This is a genomic window from Microbacterium sp. K27 (assembly GCF_004794435.1).
Taxonomy (GTDB): domain Bacteria; phylum Actinomycetota; class Actinomycetes; order Actinomycetales; family Microbacteriaceae; genus Microbacterium; species Microbacterium maritypicum_A.
In genome coordinates, this window is record NZ_SSDK01000041.1 from 169,445 (window position 1) to 190,074 (window position 20,630).

Here is a 20,630-nt window from a genome sequence, read left to right on the forward strand (position 1 = left end):
GGTCACTTCCCAAGGGTAGCGCGCTGCGGCGTCCGCCGCCTGTGAGGGCGTCCTCAGGCGCCGGTGTTCAGCGCCACGAGCTTCTCCTTGACCTGGCGCCGGAGCACCTTACCGATCAGCGACTTCGGGAGTTCGTCCACCACGAAGATGCGGCGGGGGACCTTGTAGGGGGTGAGGATGCTGCGCGCGAACTCACGAACGGCCTCGACGTCCACGTCGGTTCCCTGATCGATGACGATCGCGGCGACGACCTCTTCACCGGAGTGCTCGCTCGGCAGACCGATGACCGCGGCATCCGCGACCTGCGGGTGCTGGCGCAGGGCGTTCTCCACCTCGGTGGGTGTGACGTTGAAGCCGCCCGTGATGATGAGCTCCTTGATGCGATCGACGATGCGAACGAAGCCGGCCTCGTCGATCGTGACGATGTCGCCGGTGCGGTACCAGCCGTCGACGAAGACCGCCTCCGTCTCCTCCGGCTTGCCGTAGTACCCCGAGAACACCTGCGGCCCGCGCACGACGAGTTCCCCGGCAGAGCCCGGCGGCACGTCCTCACCAGGGTTCTCCGGATCCACCACGCGGCATTCGGTTCCGGGCAGGGGAAGCCCGACGGTTCCGGGAACGCGGTTGTCCGCCACCGGGTTCGCCATCAGGACAGGGGAGCACTCGCTCAGCCCGTAGCCTTCGACGAGATATCCGTGGGTGGCCTCCTCGAAGGGGACAACCAGTTCATGTGGCAGCGCCATCGCGCCGGAGATCGCGACCTCGATGCCCTCGAGCGACACGCCCTTCGCCTTGGCCGCGGCGAGAAGGCGGTCGGCTATGGGCGGTACCAGCGGCAGGAACGTGGCGGGGTGCTTCTTGACGACGTCGAGCACGAGGTCCGGATCGAACTTGGGGAAGAGCACGAGTCGAGCCCCCATCGACATCGCGAACGTCAGACAGAGCGTGAGTCCGTAAGCGTGGAACATGGGAAGGACCGCGTACACGACGCAACCGTTGCCGCGTCGGATCGACGGCACCCAGGCCTGCGACTGGGCGGCGTTCGCCAGCAGGTTGCGGTGTGTGAGCGCCGCCCCCTTCGGCGTTCCGGTCGTTCCGGAGGTGTATTGGATGATCGCCAGATCGTCGGTTCCCGGCTTCGGGTGCGTCTCCGGCAGAGGGTCGGAAGCGACCAGCGAGTCCCAGACGACCGTGCCGCGCACCTTGGCCGTGAGGGCCGCGCGGGAGTCGCGAGCCTTCGCGACGGGGAGACGCAGGGCGAAGCGCGTGAGGAACGGCATGGCGCGCGTCACGTCGACGGAGATGAGGTTCGTCACGGCGAGGTCCGCCGGGAACTCCTGCACCGTGGAGACGACCTTGTTCCACACGATCGCGTGTTTCGCTCCATGGTCCTCGAACTGCTTGCGCAGCTCACGAGGCGTGTATAGCGGGTTGTGCTCGACGACGACGGCGCCGAGTCGCAGCACCGCGTAGAAGGCCACGATGTGCTGCGGGCAGTTCGGCAGCACGATGGCCACAGGATCGCCGGCGCGGACGCCGAGGTCCCGCAGCCCCGTCGCCGCGCGGTCGATCGCTGCTTGCAGCTGTGCGTATGTCGTCTCACGCCCGAAGAATTGCAGCGCGGGGGCATCGGGGTAGTCCCGCGCCGACGCGGCGACGATGTCGACGAGTGATCCGTCGACCGGGGCGAGGTCTTCCGGGACGCCTGGGGCGTAGCTGGCGACCCACGGGCGAGGAGGCTGGAACGTGCTCACCCGCCCAGCATATGTCGAGCTGCTCGTCGGGCATGGGACCGGGGAGCGCGCCAACTAGACTGGGGGAGTGTCTGAAATCACCCCTGAACTCGTGCGCCACCTCGGTGTGCTTGCACGCATCCAGCTGAACGACGACGAGGTGTCGAGGCTCACGGGCCAGCTCGACGCCATCGTCGACAACATCGCGAAGGTGTCGGAAGTCGCGACCGCCGACGTCGTGGCGACGAGTCACCCGATTCCGTTGAGCAACGTCTTCCGACCCGACGTGGTCGGCGAGACGCTCACGCACGAGCAGGTGCTTCAGAACGCCCCGGATGCCGCCGACGGCCGCTTCCGCGTGACCGCGATCCTGGGAGAAGAACAGTGAGCGACATCATCCGGCTGGATGCGGCTGACCTCGCCGCGAAGCTCGCCTCTCGTGAGGTGTCGAGCGTCGAGGCGACCCAGGCGCACCTCGATCGCATCGCCGCCGTGGACGGCGACGTCCACGCCTTCCTCCACATCAACGAGGGAGCGCTCGAGGCCGCAACGGCCATCGACGCCCGTCGCGCCGCCGGCGAGGCCCTCGGACCGCTCGCCGGCGTTCCTCTCGCGATCAAGGACGTGCTCGTCACGACCGACCAGCCGACGACCAGCGGGTCGCGCATCCTCGAGGGATACCGCTCGCCTTACGATGCGACCGTCGTCGCACGCTCGCGCGATGCGGGACTCATCCCGCTCGGCAAGACGAACATGGACGAATTCGCCATGGGGTCGTCTACCGAGCACTCCGCATACGGCCCCACGCACAACCCCTGGGACCTCGACCGCATCCCCGGTGGCTCCGGTGGAGGTTCGGCTGCCGCTGTCGCCGCATTCGAGGCACCGCTCGCTCTCGGCTCCGACACCGGCGGCTCGATCCGTCAGCCCGCCCACGTGACCGGCACGGTCGGCGTCAAGCCGACGTACGGCGGCGTGAGCCGCTACGGTGCGATCGCCCTCGCCTCCAGCCTCGACCAGGTCGGTCCGGTCTCGCGGACCGTGCTCGACTCCGGCCTGCTGCACGATGCGATCGGCGGTCATGACCCCAAGGACTCGACGTCGCTGCGCGATGCATGGCCTTCGTTCGCGGAGGCGGCTCGCGAGGGTGCGCGCGGAGACGTGCTCAAGGGTCTCAAGGTCGGCGTGATCCGCGAGCTGCCGGACAGTGGCTTCCAGCCCGGTGTCGCAGCCTCCTTCCGCAGCGCGCTCGCGCTGATGGAGGCGCAGGGCGCGGAGATCGTCGAGATCGGCGCTCCGCACTTCGAGTACGGCGTGGCTGCGTACTACCTGATCCTCCCCGCAGAGGCCTCCAGCAACCTGGCGAAGTTCGACTCGGTGCGCTTCGGTCTGCGGGTGACGCCCGACGGAAACCCGACGGTCGAGGACGTCATGTCCGCAACCCGTGACGCCGGCTTCGGTGACGAGGTCAAGCGCCGCATCATCCTCGGAACGTACGCACTGTCGGCCGGTTACTACGACGCCTACTATGGCAGCGCGCAGAAGGTCCGCACACTCATCCAGCAGGACTTCGCCAACGCCTTCGCCGAGGTCGACGTCATCGCGACGCCGTCGGCGCCCACCACCGCCTTCAAGCTCGGCGAGAAGATCGACGACCCGCTGCAGATGTACCTCAACGACATCACCACGATTCCGGTGAACCTCGCCGGCGTTCCCGGCATCTCCATCCCCAGCGGTCTGGCCGATGACGACGGACTCCCCGTCGGCATCCAGTTCATCGCCCCGGCACGGGAGGACGCGCGTCTCTACAAGGTCGGCGCCGCGCTCGAGACGCTGCTCGTCGACTCGTGGGGTGCGCCGCTGCTCACCCGCGCACCGCAGCTCGCAGGAGGGAAGCGCTGATGGCCGCCGCCAAGCTCATGGACTTCGACAAGGCGCTCGAGCTGTTCGAGCCGGTCCTCGGATTCGAGGTGCACGTCGAGCTCAACACCAACACGAAGATGTTCTCCGATGCGCCGAACCCGGCCAACGAGGCCTTCCACGCCGCGGAGCCGAACACGCTGATCGCGCCCGTCGACCTCGGTCTGCCGGGGTCGCTTCCGGTCGTGAACGAGACCGCCATCCGTTCGTCGATCAGCCTGGGTCTCGCTCTCGGATGCTCGATCGCGGAATCGAGCCGGTTCGCGCGGAAGAACTATTTCTACCCGGATCTCGGCAAGAACTACCAGATCTCGCAGTACGACGAGCCGATCGCCTATGACGGTTCGGTCGAGGTCGAGCTCGAGGACGGGACACTCATCACGATCCCGATCGAGCGCGCTCACATGGAGGAGGACGCTGGAAAGCTCACCCACATGGGTGGGGCGACCGGACGCATCCAGGGTGCCGAGTACTCGCTCGTCGACTACAACCGTGCGGGCGTGCCACTGGTGGAGATCGTGACGAACATCATCTACGGCACCGAGCACCGCGCACCGGAGGTCGCCAAGGCCTACGTGCAGGCGATCCGTGACATCGTCCGTGGTCTCGGAATCTCCGAGGCCCGGTTGGAACGCGGAAACCTGCGCTGCGACGCCAACGTCTCTCTGCGTCCGCGTGGCACCGACAAGCTCGGCACCCGCACCGAGACGAAGAACGTCAACTCCATGCGTTCGGTCGAGCGGGCCGTGAAGTACGAGATCCAGCGCCAGGCGCAGATCCTCGCCGATGGCGGCACGATCACGCAGGAGACGCGGCACTGGCACGAGGACACCGGTACGACATCGCCGGGTCGTCCGAAGTCGGACGCCGACGACTACCGCTACTTCCCGGAGCCCGACCTGCTGCCCGTGGAGCCGGCCGCCGAGCTGATCGAGGAGCTGCGCGTGGCTCTTCCCGAGCAGCCTGTCGCCCGCCGTCGTCGCCTGATGACGGAGTGGGGCTTCACCGACCTGGAGTTCCAGGACGTGCGCAACGGAGGCCTGCTCGAAGTGGTCGAGGCGACCATCGCCGCCGGTGCGGCACCTGCGACCGCCCGCAAGTGGTGGACGGGAGAGATCTCCCGTCTCGCGAACGCGCAGGAGAAGGAAGCCACCGAGCTGATCAGCCCGGAGAACGTCGCCGCACTGCAGCAGCTGGTCGACGCGGGCACGCTCACCGACAAGCTCGCCCGCCAGGTGCTCGAAGGCGTCATCGCGGGGGAAGGCACTCCGCAGGAGGTCGTCGACGCCCGTGGCCTCGCCGTGGTGTCGGACGACGGCGCGCTGATCGCTGCGATCGACGAGGCTCTCGCGGCCCAGCCGGATGTGATGGCGAAGATCAAGGACGGCAAGGTCCAGGCCGCCGGCGCTGTCATCGGCGCCGTCATGAAGGCCATGAAGGGCCAGGCGGACGCGGCGCGTGTCCGTGAACTCATCCTCGAGCGCGCTGCCCAGTAGCGCGTGGCCCCGGGCCTCCTGTCGGAGGCCCGGGGGAGAATGGTCGTATGGGACACGGTGACGGCACGGGACGGATCGTCTCCGCCTCCGACGCCGACGACACCGGGACGCGCATCCTCCATGTCGACATGGACGCGTTCTACGCGGCTGTCGAGGTCCTCGACGATCCCACGCTCCGGGGGCTTCCGCTGATCATCGGCGCACCGGACGGCCGCTCGGTCGTCTCGAGTGCGTCTTACGAGGCCCGCCGATACGGCGTACGCGCAGCGATGCCGGTATCGCAGGCGCTGCGCCTGTGTCCCTCCGCGCGCATCGTGCCGCCGCACTTCCATCGATATCAGGAGGTCTCCCGGCAGGTGATGGCGATCTTCGAATCGTTCACCCCGCTCGTCGAGCCGTTGTCGGTCGACGAGGCGTTCCTCGATGTGCAGGGCGTGCGACGGCTCTGGGGCAGCCCTGCGCACATCGCAGAGCTCATCCGGGGGCGTGTCCTCGATGAGGTCGGCATCACCTGCAGCGTCGGAGTCGCGGCCACCAAGCACGTCGCCAAGATGGCATCGACGATCTCCAAGCCCGACGGCATGCTCGTCGTCGCCGCGAAGGACACGCTCGAGTTCCTCGCGCCACGTCCCGTTCGCGCGATGTGGGGCGTCGGGCCGAAGGCTGCCGAGGCGCTGGAGGCACGCGGTATCCGTACCGTGAGAGATGTGCGCGAGGCTCCGCGCGAGATGATCGAGCGTGCAGTCGGCCCCGCCCTGGGCGCGCGCCTCGCTCAGCTCGCGATGGGTGAGGATGCGCGCGCCGTCGACACGGTGCGCGTGGAGAAGAGCATCGGTCATGAGGAGACCTTCGATACGGACATCCTCGATCGTCCGTTCCTCCGCGCGGAGCTCCTGCGGCTCGCTGACCGCGTCGCCGCACGTCTCCGCCGCGCCGAGTGGGAGACGTCGACCGTCGCCATCAAGATCCGTTTCGACGACTTCCGCACCCTGAGTCGCTCTCAGACGCTGAGCGAGCCCACCGCGGTCGGGCAGCGCATCGGCGAGGCTGCGCAGGCTCTGTTCGAGCAGATCGACCGACGCGATCCCGTGCGTCTGGTCGGCGTCAGAGCCGAGAACCTGCGTCCGGCCGGCGGCGGCGGTCTCGGGCTGTGGGACGACGACGAGGACTGGCGCAGAGTCGAGGGGGCAGTCGACGAGGCCATGGCCAGGTTCGGCACAGCGACGATCAGCCGCGCGCGACACATCGGCCGCGGGGACGGCCGCGGTGCCGCCCAGCATCCGAAGGCCCACGGCCTGGATTGATCGCACGCGCGCGCGGTTCCTCGACTAGCGTGGGGGTATGCCGAATATTGCACTGGAACTCGGAAAGCAAGCTGCGTCCTTCGGCGTGAAGAGCGCGTACGGGGAGCCGCAGGATGTCGACGGTGTGAGCATCACTCCGGTGGCGTTCACCTACTCGGGCTTCGGCGGAGGCAGCGGAGACGGTGGCGAGGGTGGTGGCGGTGGCGGTGTCTCCGTCCCGGTCGGGGTCTACGTGCGTCGCGAGGAAGGTCTGCGCTTCGAGCCGAACATCGTCACGTTGCTCGTCGTCGCCGTGCCGTTCGTCTGGGTCGCCGGACGGGCGCTCACTCGCATCATCCGTGCCCTCAAGAAGTGACGATCCGGTCGCTGCCGCGCTGGAGCAGGCCGCGACGCTGATCGAGCGGGATGTCCGTGCCGTCGCCGCCGCGAACCCCGTCGTGCTCATCGATGGCGGCAGCGGTGCGGGAAAGTCGTCCCTCGCCTCCCTGTTGGTGCGTCGCTGGCCCGTGGTCGGTCACGTACAGCTCATCGCGTTGGATTCCATCTACCCGGGCTGGGACGGCCTCGATGAAGGCGCTGAGCGCGCCCTCGATTGGATCCTCCGTCCGCACGGCCGCGGGTATCTCGGCACCTGGCGGCGATGGGACTGGGAGGACCGCACCGAGGCGGAGAGCCACGCCGTCGACCCGGCCCTCGGAGTCATCGTCGAGGGCAGCGGGATCCTCCGCCCCGCGACCGCCGCCCTCGCCGATGTCAGGGTATGGGTGGAGTCGGCGGAGGCATCGAGGAAGGCGCGTGCCCTGGCACGCGATGGGGACGCCTATCGGCCGCACTGGGACCGTTGGGCCGCACAGGAACGCCGACACATCGAGCGGGACGACCCTCGATCCCTCGCTACGAGAATCGTCGAGGTTCCTTAGACCTTCCGGCCCTCATCCGCTTCGTCTGCAGCCTGGATGAGAAGTTCCAAACGGTATCCGAGCCAGTCGTACACATCGTGACGCCCATCCGTGGCGGTCTGTTCGTCGGTCGTGATCCCGAGCCGCGTGGCTATGACGAGGCGAATAGCCGTGAGCGTTCGGAGCCAAGCGTCGACGTCCTCCACGGGCACGGTCATCTCCCGCGTCCGCAGCGCTTCTGCCTCGGCGAGGTCGTCACCGGTGACGTCTCCGAGAGACCCACGTGTCCGGCGCGCATCGGTGAGCCGTCGATCGAGGAGATCATCCCTCGTGCTTTCGGCGAACTCGGCGGCGGAGTCCGCATCGTCGGGGTAGGGAGTCGGCGTCAATCGGTCGATGGCGGGGTCCCCGACCTCCCGCGAAGTCGCGAGGAGCTCGATGAAGTCGTCCACGAGCTTCGCGAGGTGGAGCTCCTCGATCCCGGTGATCGTGACGATGACGGCGTCCCTGGTCACTGTGAGGCCTTCCTGACCGTGGCCCACAGGCCGTAGTCGTGCATGGCCTGCGCGTGGACCTCCATGGTCTCGCGCGGCCCCGTCGCCACGATGGCGTGTCCGTCGTGGTGCACGGCGAGCATCAGCGTCGTCGCGTGGCCGAGCGAGTATCCGAAATACGTGCGGAAGACGCGGACCACGTAGCTCATCAGATTGACGGGGTCGTTCCAGACGACCACCTGCCACGGCTCCAGGGGAGCGGCGCTCAGATCGGTCGCCTCATCGAGATCGGGAACTGCGGCGGGGATCGTCATGCCCAACCCATCTCATGCAGCTGCTCGTCGTCGATGCCATAGAAATGCGCGATCTCATGCACCAACGTGGTGTGGATCTCGTCGCGGAGCTCTTGCTCGTTCTCGCATTGGGCCAGGTGCGGCTCGCGATAGACCACGATGCGATCGGGCAACTCGCCCATCCCGTACTGGGTCCGATCGGTCAGCGCCAGCCCGTCGTAGAGGCCGAGCAGATCGAGGCTGCCGTCCTCCGGCCGATCCTCCACCACGAACACGACGTTCTCCAACCCTTCGACCATGTCGTCGGGCAACTGGTCGAGCTCATCGATCACGAGCTCTTCGAAGGCGGCGGCATCCATGTCCATCCCCCTCAGCCTAGGGCCCGAGGGAGGTCAGTGCAGGAGAACGAGGATCGCGGCCACCGCGATGAACAGGGCGCCGAACACGGTGTTGAGGATGCGCTGTCCACGTGCGGTTCGCGTGAGTCGCCGGAACGGACGTGCGGCTGCAGCGAAGAATCCCCACATCACGATCACGTCGACGACGATCACGGTGACGATGAGCGTGAGGTATTGGGGCAGCGGAGGCTCGTCCAACCTGACGAACTGCGGAATGAACGCGAGGAAGAACACGATCGCCTTCGGGTTCAGGAGATTGACCCAGAAACCGCGGCGGATCATCGACCAGTGGCTCTCGCGGCTGTCTACCGGCAGGGGATCGTCGTCGACCACGACCGCGGGCTTCGCGAGGATGAGGCGGATCCCGAGGAACACCAGGTAGGCGGCCCCGGCATAGCGGATGCCGTTGAACAGCACTTCCGAACGTGACACCAGGAGTCCGACACCGGCAGCCACGATCGCGACATGGACGATCAACGCGATCTGCTGGCCGACGATGCCCCAGATCGAGCGCCGCCAGCCCTGGTTCATCGCATTCGACATCGTGTTGATCGCACCGGCCCCAGGCGTGAAGCTGATCACGACGGACGCGGTCAGCAACGAGAACCAGACCGCGAGTGACACGTCGTCAGTCTAGGGCGTCGGGGGAGGGGTACCAGCCGCGCGTAGACGCGAAGAAGGCCCGAATCTCGCGATTCGGGCCTTCTTCAGTGGGGTGAGTAACGGGACTCGAACCCGCGACATCCGGCACCACAAGCCAGCGCTCTACCAGCTGAGCTATACCCACCATGTGCCTGCCGGAGCAGGCAACCATACGAGTCTATTACATGTTCGGAGTGAACTCGGACACCGTGCGTGCAGCGATCTCGCGAGCTTCGTCGCTGGACGGTCCCGGCTCATCGACGAACACCGCGTCGCGGTAGTACCGGAGCTCTCGGATTGACTCCAGAATGTCGGCGAGGGCGCGGTGTCCTCCGTCCTTGGGCGGAGCCTGGAAGAAGACTCGCGGGTACCAGCGTCGCGACAGTTCCTTGATGCTGGAGACGTCGACATTGCGGTAATGCAGCCACTGATCCACCTGCGGCATGTATTTGGCCAGGAACATGCGGTCCGTTCCGATCGTGTTGCCGGCCAATGGAGCCTTGCGCTCGAGGGGCACGAAGCGCTTGATGTACGCCAGCGTCTGGGACTCCGCCTCCTCCAGCGACATGCCACCGCGGATCTCCTCGATGAGGCCCGATGTCTCATGCATCTTCGTGACGAAATCGTTCATGTGCGCGAGCGCGGCTTCGGTGGGGCGTATCACCACCTGGAATCCGGGATCGATGGGGTTGAGCTCGAAGTCGGTGATGACGACGGCGATCTCGACGAGTTCGTCGACCGCGAGATCGAGTCCCGTCATCTCGCAGTCGATCCATACGAGACGATCATTCTCGGACGCAGATACCATCTCGCCATACTATCGACGCCCCCGACATCGCCGGCTGGAGTGTGACTCGTGAATCGTCTGCGCGACCGCGATACTCTAGAGTCGTGCGCCTCCGTAGCTCAGGGGATAGAGCAGGAGCCTTCTAATCTCTTGGTCGCAGGTTCGAATCCTGCCGGGGGCACTTCACGGTGTCGGCGTTCGAGAATGTTCGGTCCGATGGATGTTCGTTCCAATGGGTGATCGATCCGACGGATGATCGATCCGACGAGAGACGATCTCATGTGCGGAGCGCGACCTCTCCCGGATCGACGCCATGCGTCGCGGGCGGCGACCACCGTCAGGAATAGCGCAGCACCGCGACGGCGTCATCGACACGCCAGAACTCGCCGACCACTCGGAACACGCCGGTTGCGAGGTGTAGCCTCTCCGCCCTGTACCGGAGACCGAGCGGGTCCGCGACGATGCGCAGATGTCCGAGAACATGCTCTCTCTGGTCCTGGACCCTCCAGAGATGATCGGCAGCCCGGACGAGATGCTCTCGCGGGGACGAGAGTCGAGGCGTGGCGAAGGGGACTTCGGGAAGAGAGGTGATCATGCTGTCGGACATCGGTGCTCCTTTCGTGATTCGAAGATACGACCGACCACCGACATTCCCTCGCGCGCAGTCCTCTCGTCCTCATCGGGGGTTTCTCTCCACAGAGGACATCTGTCTCGGTCTCTCCACCGACTTCGTGTTTCGGGCTCTCCACCTCCGTCGTGGCGGCGCACGCTGGAAAGACCGGAAGGGATCCGGAGACGAGAGGACGAGCAACATGATCGACACGCTGACCATCGTGGGAAGAGTCGCCACCGACCCGACACAGGTGCAGACCGCAGGAGGTGTGGCAGTCACCAACTTCCGTCTCGCCAGCACCCACCGACGTTTCGACCCCGCAGCCCAGGCTTGGACGGACTCGGGGACCAACTGGTACTCGGTGGCGGCGTTCCGGCAGCTCGGCGAGAACGCCAAGGCGTCCCTGCGGACGGGTGACGCGGTGATCGTGACAGGACGGCTGAAGATCCGGAACTGGGAGAGCAACGGCAAACATGGCACAAGTGTCGATGTCGAAGCGGAGGCGATCGGTCACGATCTGCGGTGGGGGACCACGGCGTATCGACCGCAGCCGCGGCCGCAGACCGGGATCGCAGAGGCAAGCTCCGACGCACCGGGCGCTCACTCTGCAGAGGAAAGAGCCCCTGTACACGCCGCAGAGTCGGAGTCTGCGGCATTCGACCTCTCGTGGGCGGATCCGGCGTCGAGGATAGCGGCGAGCGATTGACGCGCACCGGTTCCCGAGAGCGTCGGGTGCCGGCTGTCGGCCGATTCACGCGGAGGCGGGGAGGGAGGCGACGTAGACTCGGCACGTGCTTCGTCGATCGCTCTCCTCACCGGCGCGTGCAGCCGGCGTCCTGGCGGTCACGGCCGTCTCTGCCCTTCTGCTCTCGGGCTGCGTTCCGGAACCCGCACCGACGGCGTCTCCGTCGAGTTCGGCAACTCCCGATGCGGACTCGACGGCGCCGTCTGCTCCCGTGCTCGTTCCCGACGGCAGCGCAGAGGACAACCTGCCGGTGTTCACCGCGACTGCGGAGGGCATCTGGGCGACAGATCAGCGCGGTTCGGGCCGTGCGTACATCGACGCGCTGATCGGCGCAGGGTTCGATCGCGAGTCGATGCAGGTGACCCAGGATCAGACCACCGTCGGCAACCCGGCAGAGAGTCTGCAGTTCTCGGTTCGGTGGGGTCAAGACGAGTGCTTGGTCGGCCAGGTCGGCCCGTCCACCGGGCAGGTCGTCACCGCGGTACTCCCGCAACTCGCCGAAGGGCGATGCCTGGTCGGCACCACACGTCCGATCGACTGGTGACACGCCAGGGGGCCGGTAGGCTGGAGTGTCGATCTTCGACGCCAACAGAAGGAGCGGTTTTCGGTGGCTGAGTACATCTACTCGATGGTTCGTGCGCGCAAGGCAGTGGGCGAGAAGCTCATCCTCGACGACGTGACCATGGCGTTCCTCCCCGGGGCCAAGATCGGCATGGTCGGTCCCAACGGCGCGGGCAAGTCGACGATCCTCAAGATCATGGCGGGTCTCGACACTCCGTCGAACGGTGAGGCGAAGCTCTCCCCGGGGTTCACTGTCGGCATCCTGATGCAGGAGCCGGAGCTCGACGAGACGAAGACCGTGCTCGAGAACATCCAGGACGGCATCGCGATCAAGGCGAAGCTCGACCGTTTCAACGAGATCTCGGCGCTGATGGCCGATCCCGATGCCGACTTCGACGCGCTCCTCGCCGAGATGGGTTCGCTCCAGGAAGAGATCGACGCGGCCGACGGCTGGGACCTCGACTCGCAGCTCGACCAGGCCATGGATGCGCTCCGCACACCGCCGGGAGACGCCGCGATCGCGCCTCTCTCCGGTGGCGAGAAGCGTCGAGTGGCGCTGGCGAAGCTGCTCCTGCAGAAGCCCGATCTCCTGCTTCTCGACGAGCCGACCAACCACCTCGACGCCGAGAGCGTGCTGTGGCTCGAGCAGCACCTGCAGGCGTACAAGGGTGCCGTCATCGCGATCACCCACGACCGGTACTTCCTCGACCACGTGGCCGAGTGGATCGCCGAGGTCGACCGCGGTCGCCTGATCGGCTACGAGGGCAACTACTCGACGTACCTGGAGAAGAAGGGCGAGCGCCTCGAGATCCAGGGCAAGAAGGACGCCAAGCTCGCCAAGCGCCTCAAGGAGGAGCTGGAGTGGGTGCGCTCCAGCGCGAAGGGTCGCCAGACGAAGTCGAAGGCACGTCTCGCCCGCTACGAGGAGATGGCATCCGAGGCCGAGCGCACCAGGAAGCTGGATTTCGAGGAGATCCAGATTCCCGCCGGTCCTCGACTCGGAAGCGTCGTCATCGAGGCCAAGAACCTGAAGAAGGGCTTCGACGGGCGCTCGCTCATCGACGGCCTGAGCTTCAGCCTGCCGCCGAACGGCATCGTCGGCGTCATCGGTCCGAACGGCGTGGGAAAGACGACGTTGTTCAAGACCATCGTGGGCCTCGAGCCTCTGGACGGCGGAGATCTGAAGATCGGTGAGACGGTCAAGATCAGCTACGTCGACCAGTCACGCTCCAACATCGACCCGAACAAGACGCTGTGGGAAGTCGTCTCCGACGGCCTCGACTACATCACCGTCGGCAAGACCGAGATCCCGTCCAGGGCGTACGTCTCGAAGTTCGGCTTCAAGGGGCCGGACCAGCAGAAGAAGGCCGGGGTGCTCTCCGGTGGAGAACGCAACCGCCTGAACCTCGCACTGACGCTCAAGGAGGGCGGTAACCTGCTGCTCCTCGATGAGCCGACGAACGACCTGGATGTCGAAACCCTCAGCTCGCTCGAGAACGCTCTGCTCGAGTTCCCCGGATGCGCCGTGGTCATCACCCACGACCGGTGGTTCCTCGACCGCATCGCCACGCACATCCTCGCCTACGAGGGCACCGACGAGAAGCCGGACCAGTGGTACTGGTTCGAGGGCAACTTCGAGGCGTATGAGGAGAACAAGATCGAACGCCTCGGAGCCGATGCGGCCAAGCCGCACCGTTCGACGCACCGCAAGCTGACGCGCGACTGAGCACCTCGTGACTGCGACGCCGGGGCCCCGTCTGCACATCCCGATCCAGCTCCGCTGGGGCGATCTGGATGCGTTCAACCACGTCAACAACACCTCGATGCTGAAGCTGCTCGAGGAAGCTCGTGTGCGAGCGTTCTGGCGTGCAGGCCCCGGCGAAGAGGCACCATCCACCGCGGTACTCGACTCGGGTATCGATGAGGGGATCCTCACCCTCATCGCGCGACAGGAGATCGAGTACCTCGCGCCGGTGCCCTATCAGCGGCGACCGCTCGAAGTGCAGATGTGGTTCGGCAAGCTCGGCGGCTCCAGCGTCGAGGTCTGCTACGAGGTGCACAACGATCCCACGGCGGCGCCGCGTCAGATCTACGCCCGCTCCACGGCGATCATCGTGCTCGTCGATGCGAAGACCGGACGTCCCACCCGTCTCACCCAGGAGATGCGCGAGGCGTGGGATCCGTACGTCGGCGAATCGATCGAGTACAGCCACCGCTGACCGCCACAGGTACCGACGGCGTGCACCAGAGCACGGCCACCCGGGCAGACCCGCAGCACGACGAGCGTCTGAGCGGATAAGTCAGTCCTGGCCGTCGGGAACCCTGATCATGATCTCCTGGGCGACACTCGCCACCAGGGTGCCGTCGCGTGTGAAGATCCGTCCGGTGGCGAGTCCGCGGCCTCCGCGGGCGTTGGGTGACTCCTGCACGTAGAGCAGCCACTCATCCACGCGAGCAGGGCGGTGCCACCACATCGCGTGATCGAGACTCGCGACCTTGAGACCGGGGAGCGCCCAATAGACCCCGTGCGCGCGAAGAATCGACTCCTGGATCGTCATGTCGCTGAGGTAGGCGAGCGCTGCGCGGTGCAGACGCTGGTCGTCCGGAAGCGGCGCGCGAAGGCGCATCCACACGGCCTGCTGCGGTGTGCGGGCATCGTCGCTCGGCAGATACATCGGCGAGTCGACATGGCGGACATCAGCCGCTCGGTCGCTCAGCATCCGCGCCGTGCCGCCGGGGAGTCCCTGTACACGGTCCTCGTCCGGCTGGAGCGCCTCAGGCTCGGGGATGCCCTCGGGCATCGACGACGCATGCTCGACGCCGGGATCCGCATCCTGGAACGAGGCGATCATCGAGAAGATGGGTACGCCGTTCTGGTATGCCTGGGCACGGCGTGTCGAGAATGAGCGCCCGTCATGAATACGATCGACCGAGATCGTGATGCCCTGACTCGCATCGCCGGGGCGCAGGAAGTATCCATGCATCGAGTGCACCGCCCGATCTTCGGGAAGAGTGCGTTCCGCAGCGAGGAGCGCCTGGGCGAGAACCTGTCCACCGTAGATCCGCCCGCTGGGCATCGGGTGCGACGAACCGGTGAAGATGTCCTCGGTGGTCCGTGCCTGGGTCGAATCGAGATCGAGGACCTCGAGCAGTCGCTCGACGGTCTGGATGGCGTGTTCTTCCGCGCTCATGGATTCCTCTCCGCGCCCCGGGACGCCGCTCCGTTGGTAGTTTAGAACGCGTGCCGCATCACCTTCTCCTCGCCGACGCCGACACGGCGAAAGACGTTCTGACATTCGTGGGGCGAGCCGCCAGAATCAGCGACGAGGGCGTACGACTGCAGGCGACGGGGGGAGTCCTCGCGCTCACGACGGCGGCCCTGGCACCACACGGTCTGTTCGATCAGACGCCGACGATCCTCGCGATGCGCATCGTCCATGCCGACCCCGAACTCGAGTGCGATGTCGTCGTCGACCAACTCACGCAGACCGACGGCCCCGATCGCCTGACCCTCCCGGATACGGGCCTCTCTCCGGCCTGGGCCGGCATCGCTCCGCCTCGCGGTCCATGGGAACGGTCAGCCGTCCTCGACGCCTCGACGCTGGCCCGACGAGCACAGTGGGGCATTTCCGCCGTCGCCCGAGGCGCGACGCCGGGCGCCGGAGAAGAAGCCGTGCGGGGGCTGCGTGCCGCGATCTGGGGTGAGCCGGACGAGGAGCTCGAGGGTCTGCCGAGAGGGGTCGCCTTCGCCGCGGACGCGATGGGTTTCATCTCCGGCGAGGAGCAGGTATCGGTGACTCGATCCGGGCGATGGACGCGACTCGCCTTCCGGCGCGGGCATGTGCTCTCTCGGGGACCGGTCGCCTCTGGCCTCACGAGCGTGCGTCAGACCGGCGTGCTCGACTGACGCGAAGCGCGCAGGCGCCCCCGGGACGCGACCGGAACGACTAGGAGCGCGACGATCCTGCTCACCAGAGCACTGATTCCCCCCAGCACGAGCACGATCCCGAGAACATCGAGGAGCGGGAACAGCCAGAGGTCGAATACCCAGTACTGCCATTCGACCGATCCTCCGAGCAATGCCGGTGCGAGCGGGACGAACAGGCCCGCCACGATGACGAGCGTCAGCGGGACCAGACGAAGCCAGACGCGTGGTCTTCGCGCTGCGCGTCTCCGCGCCGCCCACCGCGGAGCACGAAGTGCGGTCACCAGGAAAAGGATCAGAGCGAGCACGGCGAGAGCCGACAGGATCCCGTTGACGATGTTCAGCGGATTCTCATACGGCTTCGCCGCCACCCCGTCGGCACCGACGATCAGGTTCTGCACCAGCTCGCCGGGAGAGCCGACGCCGTTCGTCAGCACCACTGCCGCTCGGCCCGTCTCGGGAACGAATGCCATCGAACCGGTGAACGTGGCCAATGTGCCGCCGTGGGAGACGAAGCCGGGGGCGTCACCTCCGCCCGGAGCGGCGCGTTGCCAGCCGAGGGCGTAGGACTCCGCGCCCGGCTGAGAGACATGGAGTTCTTCGAGAAGTATGCGATCCAGGACGCCCGCTCCGACCTCGCCCTGCTGGAACCGAAGCCACCGCACCATGTCGGCGAGCGTCGACACCACACCTCCGTTCCCCCCGCAGCGTCCGGGCATCTCCGGCATGACGTAGGCGAGTCCGAGCACGACGGAGAAGCCGGGGGCAAGTCGTTCGACCGCCTGATCGCAGGCATCGACGCTCCGTGTGTCGAGCATGCCGAGCGGGACGAAGAGGCGCTGCCGGAAGAAGTCGTCCAGCGACTGGCCGGAGACGACTTCGACGACGCGCGCCGCGATCGAGTAGTTGGTGTTGTGATACTCGAATCGGGCGCCGGGCTCGGCCACCAGCCGCCGATCGCGGAGCTCGGCCACGACCGCCTCGGTCGTCCGTGGGGAGGGGAGCGCGAACTCGGGGTTGGTTCGCAGCGAGAGTCCGGAGGTGTGCGACAGCAGCTGCCGTATCGTGACCTCCTCATAGCGCTCGTCGGCCATGGTGAACTCCGGCAGTGTGTCGACTACCCGGTCGTCGAGCGCGATCTTCCTTTCCTGAACGAGCAGCATGACCGCCGTGGCCGTCATCGACTTGCTCATCGAAGCGATCCGAAACAGCGTGTGCGGGGTGATCGTGCGCCCGTCCCCATCCCGACCGCGCGCGATCAGCTCGACGCCTCCGTCGGAGACCACCGCCGCAGCTATGCCCGGTGTCGCGAACGCATCCACGTAGGCCTGCACGGTGGCGTCGGAGGAGAGTGGGGCGGAAGTCGCGGCGGCGGGAACCGCGGTGCCCGGGATCAGAACGGACAGGAGACCGAGAACGGGGAGGAGGCGCACGAGCCCACAGTAGGGACGAACATCGAGCGATTCGAGTGACGCACACACTTCTTCGGGGTAGCCCGAACAGGCAGGAGGGATCCCCGGAACGGCATCATCCGGAAAGCTGGAACCGGCGCTCTCGGAACGTGCCTCAGCCCGCGAGTGCCGCTGCCCGCCCCGCCGTCCGTCCCGAGAACAGGCAACCGCCGAGGAACGTGCCTTCGAGGGCCCGGTAGCCGTGCACGCCCCCGCCACCGAAGCCGCTCGCCTCGCCTGCCGCATAGAGCCCCGGGATCGGCTCTCCGGCCGGGTTCAGAGCGCGGCCCTCGAGGTCGGTGTTGATTCCGCCCAGAGACTTCCGCGTGAGCACGTGCAGCTTCACGGCGACGAGCGGTCCGGCCGCAGGATCCTGGAGACGATGCGGTGCGGCGGTACGGATCAGTCTGTCGCCCCGGTAGCTGCGCATCGATCGGAGCATCCCGATCTGCGCGTCCTTCGTGAAATCGTTCTGCATCTCGCGGTCGCGGGCGAGCACCTCGCGCCGGACGTTGTCGATGTCGAGGAGCTCCCCGCCCGGATGCCGCTGCATCTGTTCGAGCAGCGTTTCCAGGTCGTTCTCCACGATGAAGTCCTCGCCCTCGTCGAGAAACGACTGCACAGGCCCGGTCGGTCCCTTGGCCAGGCGCGATCTCACCAGGAGACCGACGTCCTTGCCGGTGAGATCGGGATTCTGCTCGCTGCCGGAAAGTGCGAATTCCTTCTCGACGATTTGGCGTGACGTGACGAACCAGGAATGGTCGTGACCGGTCGTGCGCAGGTGCTCCAGCGTTCCGAGGGTGTCGAATCCGGGAAACAGGGGGACAGGGAGTCGTTTACCCGTCGCGTCGAGCCAGAGCGAGGAGGGGCCGGGGAGGATACGGATGCCGTGTGACGGCCACACCGGGTCCCAGTTCGTGATGCCTTCGACGTAGTGCCACATCCGGTCGCCGTTGATCAGCCGGGCGCCGGCAGCTTCGCTCACACCGTGCATCGATCCGTCGACGTATGCCGGTACCCCGGTGAGCATGTGCTCCGGCGCGGTACCGAGGCGCGCCGGCCAGGCTGCGCGGACGAGGTCGTGGTTTCCTCCGATGCCGCCCGACGAGACGATGGTCGATCTCGCCGTGATCTCGAAGTCGCCGATGACGTCGCGGGAGGACGGCACACCGCGGCTGGATCCGCTCGTCGCGAGGACGTCGCCTCGCGCTCCGGTGACGGTCCCGTCCGCGGCGAGCAGTTCCGTCACGCGGTGGCGGGGGAGGACCGTGAGCCGTCCCTCCCGCTCGCCCTGTTCGACAGCCGCCGCGAAAGGGGCCACGATCCCCGGACCGGTACCCCAGGTGATGTGGAAGCGCGGGACGGAGTTGCCGGGACCGGTGGCGCCGTACCCGCCGCGCTCCGCCCAACCCACGACGGGGAAGAAGCCGACACCGCGTTCTCTCAGCCATGCGCGCTTCTCGCCGGCGGCGAACTGCAGGTAGGCCTCGGCCCAGCGACGAGGCCATTCGTCCTCCGGCCGATCGAAGTCGGCGTTTCCGAACCAGTCCTGAGTGGCGAGTTCCAGGGAGTCCTTGATGCCGAAGCGCCGCTGCTCGGGGGAGTCGATGAAGAAGAGACCGCCGAAGGACCACCACGCCTGTCCACCGAGGTTTGTGCGTGGCTCCTGGTCGACGATGATCACGCGCCGACCGGCGTCGAGCGCTTCTGCGGCGGCCACCAGACCGGCCAACCCCCATCCGATCACCAGGACGTCTGTGGACAGGGGCGTTGTCGTCATGAGTTCTCCGTTGATTCCTGACGTGAGCGGGTCTCGAGCGTGGGACGGCCGCCGGGACCGGCGCCGATGCCGGAAGGCTCGAGTGTGTTCACCATGGCATAGGCGGCGCGCTCCAGGTAGTCCCACAGCGTCGTTTCGTGCAGAGGAGACAACTGCGCTTCGTCGACGGCCGTTCTCATATGACGAAGCCAACGATCGCGGGCATCGGCATCGATGTGGAAGGGCATGTGTCGCATGCGCAGCCGAGGGTGCCCTCGCGTCTCGCCATAGGTCGTCGGCCCTCCCCAGTACTGCTCGAGGAACATCCGGAGCCGATCCTCCGCCGGTCCGAGATCCTCCTCGGGGTACATCGGCTTCATCACCGGGTCGAGCGCGACCTCGCGGTAGAACACCGAGACGATCTTCCGAAAGGTCTCATGCCCGCCGATCTCGTCGTAGAACGTCACTTCTGAGGGCTCCCGTCATCATTCGGCTTCTTGCGGCGCCAGATCCCACGATCGGGGATGATCGGCACGCCCGTGACCGCGTTCGGACGGGTCCTGGGTGGGTTCGCTCCTCGTACCCGACGTGCGCCGTCGAGCCCCGTCGGCACGACGTCGACCATGCGGGGCACGCCGATCTCCTTCTCGAGCAGGGCGGCGCGCAGGCGACGACGCAGCTCCTGGGCCACGTCGTCCTTCGCATTCGCACGGGCCTTGATGACGATGCGGACGACGAGCGCATCGCCGTCGATGGATTCGAGTCCCCACAGCTCCGGCTTCTCGATGATGCGGGTGCGCCACTTCGGGTCTTTCGACAGGCCCTGCGCGGTCTCGAGCATGATGTGCTCGACCTGGTCGAGGTCCGAGTCGGCCGGCACCCCGATGTCGATGATGGAGCGTGCCCATCCCTGTGACATGTTGCCGATACGGGTGACCTCGCCGTTGCGCACGTACCAGAGGGTTCCGTTGACGTCGCGCACCTGCGTGATGCGCACGCTGACGTACTCGACCACACCGCTCGCGAGACCGAGGTCGACCACATCGCCGATACCGATCTGGTCCTCCGCGACGATGAACATCCCGTTGAGCACGTCTTTGACGATGTTCTGGGCGCCGAAACCGAGGCCGGCACCGACCGCTGCGGTGAGGAGGGTCAGCGAGCCGAGGAGCGTCGGGTTGAGGGCGTTCACGATGAGGACGATCGCGATCACGACGAGCATCACATTGACGATGTTCTGCAGGATCGTCCCGAGGGTGCGGGTGCGCTGTACCAGGCGCATGTCAGCGAGCGGGGAGCGCTCGAGCGCCTGCGTGTCGTCGACAGACGCCTTGTTCTTGGCGCTGTCGACGATGCGGTGCACGACGCGCCGGATGACCAGGCGGAGGATGAGCCCGATCACTATGCAGCTGGCGATGATGAGCGCCACAGTCAGGGCACTCATGCCGATGCTTCCGAGCCAGCCGAGCAGCGCCGTCACCCAGTCGGGAAGCGGCACGGGGTCGGGGGGAGTGTCTGTCGTGGAGGGGATCATCATCACCACCGATCCTAGCGATCGGGCCTCTGTACGGCCTGGGTGGTGGATGCCGCACGCGAAAACGGAGACCACG

Annotated in this window: 23 protein-coding genes and 2 tRNA genes; 12 read left to right on the forward strand and 13 right to left on the reverse strand. The window is 66.7% G+C overall.

Annotated elements, in window-relative coordinates; genetic code table 11:
• Positions 1-53: 53 nt before the first annotated feature.
• Entirely contained in the window at positions 54-1,754 is a 1,701-nt protein-coding gene (locus DW307_RS12165) for a long-chain-fatty-acid--CoA ligase (protein WP_029265431.1), read from the reverse strand.
• A gap of 67 nt (positions 1,755-1,821) precedes the next feature.
• Between DW307_RS12165 and gatC the strand changes: the two genes are divergently transcribed.
• Genes gatC through DW307_RS12195 form a run of 6 tightly spaced genes read left to right on the forward strand, consistent with a single transcriptional unit; the run spans position 1,822 to position 7,373 of the window.
• A complete protein-coding gene (gatC, locus tag DW307_RS12170; RefSeq protein ID WP_029265429.1) occupies positions 1,822-2,121 on the forward strand; it encodes an Asp-tRNA(Asn)/Glu-tRNA(Gln) amidotransferase subunit GatC in 300 nt (99 codons plus the stop codon).
• Positions 2,118-3,635, forward strand: a complete 1,518-nt coding sequence (gene gatA / locus DW307_RS12175; protein ID WP_136024861.1) for an Asp-tRNA(Asn)/Glu-tRNA(Gln) amidotransferase subunit GatA — start codon at positions 2,118-2,120, stop codon at positions 3,633-3,635. The genes gatC and gatA overlap by 4 nt, the downstream gene beginning before the upstream one ends.
• On the forward strand, positions 3,635-5,149 hold the full coding sequence (gatB, locus tag DW307_RS12180; RefSeq protein ID WP_136024862.1) for an Asp-tRNA(Asn)/Glu-tRNA(Gln) amidotransferase subunit GatB: 1,515 nt from the start codon (positions 3,635-3,637) through the stop codon (positions 5,147-5,149). The genes gatA and gatB overlap by 1 nt, the downstream gene beginning before the upstream one ends.
• A gap of 47 nt (positions 5,150-5,196) precedes the next feature.
• Positions 5,197-6,453 (forward strand): DNA polymerase IV, encoded by a 1,257-nt coding sequence (gene dinB, locus DW307_RS12185; protein ID WP_136024863.1) that lies wholly within the window; start codon positions 5,197-5,199, stop codon positions 6,451-6,453.
• 37 nt (positions 6,454-6,490) lie between these two features.
• Positions 6,491-6,808 carry a hypothetical protein gene (locus DW307_RS12190; protein ID WP_021200504.1) on the forward strand — a complete coding sequence of 106 codons (318 nt, stop codon included), beginning with the start codon at positions 6,491-6,493 and terminating at the stop codon, positions 6,806-6,808.
• Positions 6,792-7,373 carry a hypothetical protein gene (locus DW307_RS12195; protein WP_136024864.1) on the forward strand — a complete coding sequence of 194 codons (582 nt, stop codon included), beginning with the start codon at positions 6,792-6,794 and terminating at the stop codon, positions 7,371-7,373. Before DW307_RS12190 ends, DW307_RS12195 begins: the two co-directional genes overlap by 17 nt.
• On the opposite strand, the gene DW307_RS12200 is transcribed toward DW307_RS12195, so the two are convergent.
• From DW307_RS12200 to orn, 6 genes are all read right to left on the reverse strand, one after another.
• Positions 7,370-7,867, reverse strand: coding sequence for a DUF2017 family protein (locus DW307_RS12200; RefSeq protein WP_136024865.1), 498 nt, complete (start codon positions 7,865-7,867; stop codon positions 7,370-7,372). The genes DW307_RS12195 and DW307_RS12200 overlap by 4 nt on opposite strands.
• A complete protein-coding gene (gene clpS / locus DW307_RS12205) occupies positions 7,864-8,160 on the reverse strand; it encodes an ATP-dependent Clp protease adapter ClpS (RefSeq protein WP_136024866.1) in 297 nt (98 codons plus the stop codon). The genes DW307_RS12200 and clpS overlap by 4 nt, the downstream gene beginning before the upstream one ends.
• On the reverse strand, positions 8,157-8,504 hold the full coding sequence (locus tag DW307_RS12210; protein ID WP_029265421.1) for a metallopeptidase family protein: 348 nt from the start codon (positions 8,502-8,504) through the stop codon (positions 8,157-8,159). Before DW307_RS12210 ends, clpS begins: the two co-directional genes overlap by 4 nt.
• Positions 8,505-8,531: 27 nt before the next feature.
• Positions 8,532-9,161, reverse strand: coding sequence for a LysE family transporter (locus tag DW307_RS12215; protein WP_136024867.1), 630 nt, complete (start codon positions 9,159-9,161; stop codon positions 8,532-8,534).
• An 87-nt stretch (positions 9,162-9,248) separates the two neighbouring features.
• A tRNA-His gene (locus DW307_RS12220) sits at positions 9,249-9,324 on the reverse strand.
• A gap of 36 nt (positions 9,325-9,360) precedes the next feature.
• Entirely contained in the window at positions 9,361-9,987 is a 627-nt protein-coding gene (orn, locus tag DW307_RS12225; RefSeq protein WP_136024868.1) for an oligoribonuclease, read from the reverse strand.
• Positions 9,988-10,074: 87 nt separating this feature from the next.
• Between orn and DW307_RS12230 the strand changes: the two genes are divergently transcribed.
• Positions 10,075-10,147 (forward strand) — tRNA-Arg (locus DW307_RS12230).
• 156 nt (positions 10,148-10,303) lie between these two features.
• Here DW307_RS12230 and DW307_RS12235 read toward each other — a convergent pair.
• Complete coding sequence (locus DW307_RS12235) at positions 10,304-10,573, reverse strand: hypothetical protein (protein WP_029265418.1); 270 nt, start codon at positions 10,571-10,573, stop codon at positions 10,304-10,306.
• Between the two features lie 205 nt (positions 10,574-10,778).
• On the opposite strand from DW307_RS12235, the gene DW307_RS12240 reads away from it, so the two are divergent.
• From DW307_RS12240 to DW307_RS12255, 4 genes are all read left to right on the forward strand, one after another.
• Positions 10,779-11,285, forward strand: a complete 507-nt coding sequence (locus DW307_RS12240; protein WP_029265417.1) for a single-stranded DNA-binding protein — start codon at positions 10,779-10,781, stop codon at positions 11,283-11,285.
• A gap of 85 nt (positions 11,286-11,370) precedes the next feature.
• Positions 11,371-11,868: a DUF6993 domain-containing protein gene (locus DW307_RS12245; RefSeq protein WP_205810482.1), complete on the forward strand. Its 498-nt coding sequence runs from the start codon at positions 11,371-11,373 to the stop codon at positions 11,866-11,868.
• Positions 11,869-11,931: 63 nt separating this feature from the next.
• On the forward strand, positions 11,932-13,611 hold the full coding sequence (gene ettA / locus DW307_RS12250) for an energy-dependent translational throttle protein EttA (RefSeq protein WP_017830677.1): 1,680 nt from the start codon (positions 11,932-11,934) through the stop codon (positions 13,609-13,611).
• A gap of 7 nt (positions 13,612-13,618) precedes the next feature.
• A complete protein-coding gene (locus DW307_RS12255; RefSeq protein WP_029265414.1) occupies positions 13,619-14,104 on the forward strand; it encodes an acyl-CoA thioesterase in 486 nt (161 codons plus the stop codon).
• A gap of 81 nt (positions 14,105-14,185) precedes the next feature.
• Here DW307_RS12255 and DW307_RS12260 read toward each other — a convergent pair whose 3' ends face one another.
• Positions 14,186-15,076 (reverse strand): acyl-CoA thioesterase, encoded by an 891-nt coding sequence (locus DW307_RS12260; protein WP_021200515.1) that lies wholly within the window; start codon positions 15,074-15,076, stop codon positions 14,186-14,188.
• A 50-nt stretch (positions 15,077-15,126) separates the two neighbouring features.
• Here DW307_RS12260 and DW307_RS12265 point away from each other — a divergent pair, with 50 nt between their 5' ends.
• Positions 15,127-15,792, forward strand: coding sequence for a hypothetical protein (locus DW307_RS12265; RefSeq protein WP_136024869.1), 666 nt, complete (start codon positions 15,127-15,129; stop codon positions 15,790-15,792).
• Here the strand turns inward: DW307_RS12265 and DW307_RS12270 are convergent.
• From DW307_RS12270 to DW307_RS12285, 4 genes are all read right to left on the reverse strand, one after another.
• A complete protein-coding gene (locus DW307_RS12270) occupies positions 15,771-17,243 on the reverse strand; it encodes a serine hydrolase domain-containing protein (protein WP_205810484.1) in 1,473 nt (490 codons plus the stop codon). The genes DW307_RS12265 and DW307_RS12270 overlap by 22 nt on opposite strands.
• 133 nt (positions 17,244-17,376) lie before the next feature.
• On the reverse strand, positions 17,377-19,041 hold the full coding sequence (locus tag DW307_RS12275; RefSeq protein ID WP_029265412.1) for an FAD-binding dehydrogenase: 1,665 nt from the start codon (positions 19,039-19,041) through the stop codon (positions 17,377-17,379).
• Positions 19,038-19,487: a globin gene (locus tag DW307_RS12280; protein WP_021200519.1), complete on the reverse strand. Its 450-nt coding sequence runs from the start codon at positions 19,485-19,487 to the stop codon at positions 19,038-19,040. The genes DW307_RS12275 and DW307_RS12280 overlap by 4 nt, the downstream gene beginning before the upstream one ends.
• Positions 19,484-20,554, reverse strand: a complete 1,071-nt coding sequence (locus DW307_RS12285; RefSeq protein ID WP_416338484.1) for a mechanosensitive ion channel family protein — start codon at positions 20,552-20,554, stop codon at positions 19,484-19,486. The genes DW307_RS12280 and DW307_RS12285 overlap by 4 nt, the downstream gene beginning before the upstream one ends.
• Positions 20,555-20,630: the final 76 nt, after the last annotated feature.

What these genes read in the sequence shown, in the direction of transcription:
- gatB (WP_136024862.1), top strand. Translation starts at nt 3,635, where the DNA reads ATGGCCGCCGCCAAGCTCATGGACTTCGACAAGGCGCTCGAGCTGTTC.
- dinB (WP_136024863.1), top strand. Translation starts at nt 5,197, where the DNA reads ATGGGACACGGTGACGGCACGGGACGGATCGTCTCCGCCTCCGACGCC.
- DW307_RS12190 (WP_021200504.1), top strand. Translation starts at nt 6,491, where the DNA reads ATGCCGAATATTGCACTGGAACTCGGAAAGCAAGCTGCGTCCTTCGGC.
- clpS (WP_136024866.1), bottom strand. Translation starts at nt 8,160, where the DNA reads ATGACGATCCCCGCCGCAGTTCCCGATCTCGATGAGGCGACCGATCTG.
- DW307_RS12210 (WP_029265421.1), bottom strand. Translation starts at nt 8,504, where the DNA reads ATGGACATGGATGCCGCCGCCTTCGAAGAGCTCGTGATCGATGAGCTC.
- orn (WP_136024868.1), bottom strand. Translation starts at nt 9,987, where the DNA reads ATGGTATCTGCGTCCGAGAATGATCGTCTCGTATGGATCGACTGCGAG.
- DW307_RS12235 (WP_029265418.1), bottom strand. Translation starts at nt 10,573, where the DNA reads ATGTCCGACAGCATGATCACCTCTCTTCCCGAAGTCCCCTTCGCCACG.
- DW307_RS12240 (WP_029265417.1), top strand. Translation starts at nt 10,779, where the DNA reads ATGATCGACACGCTGACCATCGTGGGAAGAGTCGCCACCGACCCGACA.
- DW307_RS12260 (WP_021200515.1), bottom strand. Translation starts at nt 15,076, where the DNA reads ATGAGCGCGGAAGAACACGCCATCCAGACCGTCGAGCGACTGCTCGAG.
- DW307_RS12275 (WP_029265412.1), bottom strand. Translation starts at nt 19,041, where the DNA reads ATGACGACAACGCCCCTGTCCACAGACGTCCTGGTGATCGGATGGGGG.
- DW307_RS12285 (WP_416338484.1), bottom strand. Translation starts at nt 20,554, where the DNA reads ATGATCCCCTCCACGACAGACACTCCCCCCGACCCCGTGCCGCTTCCC.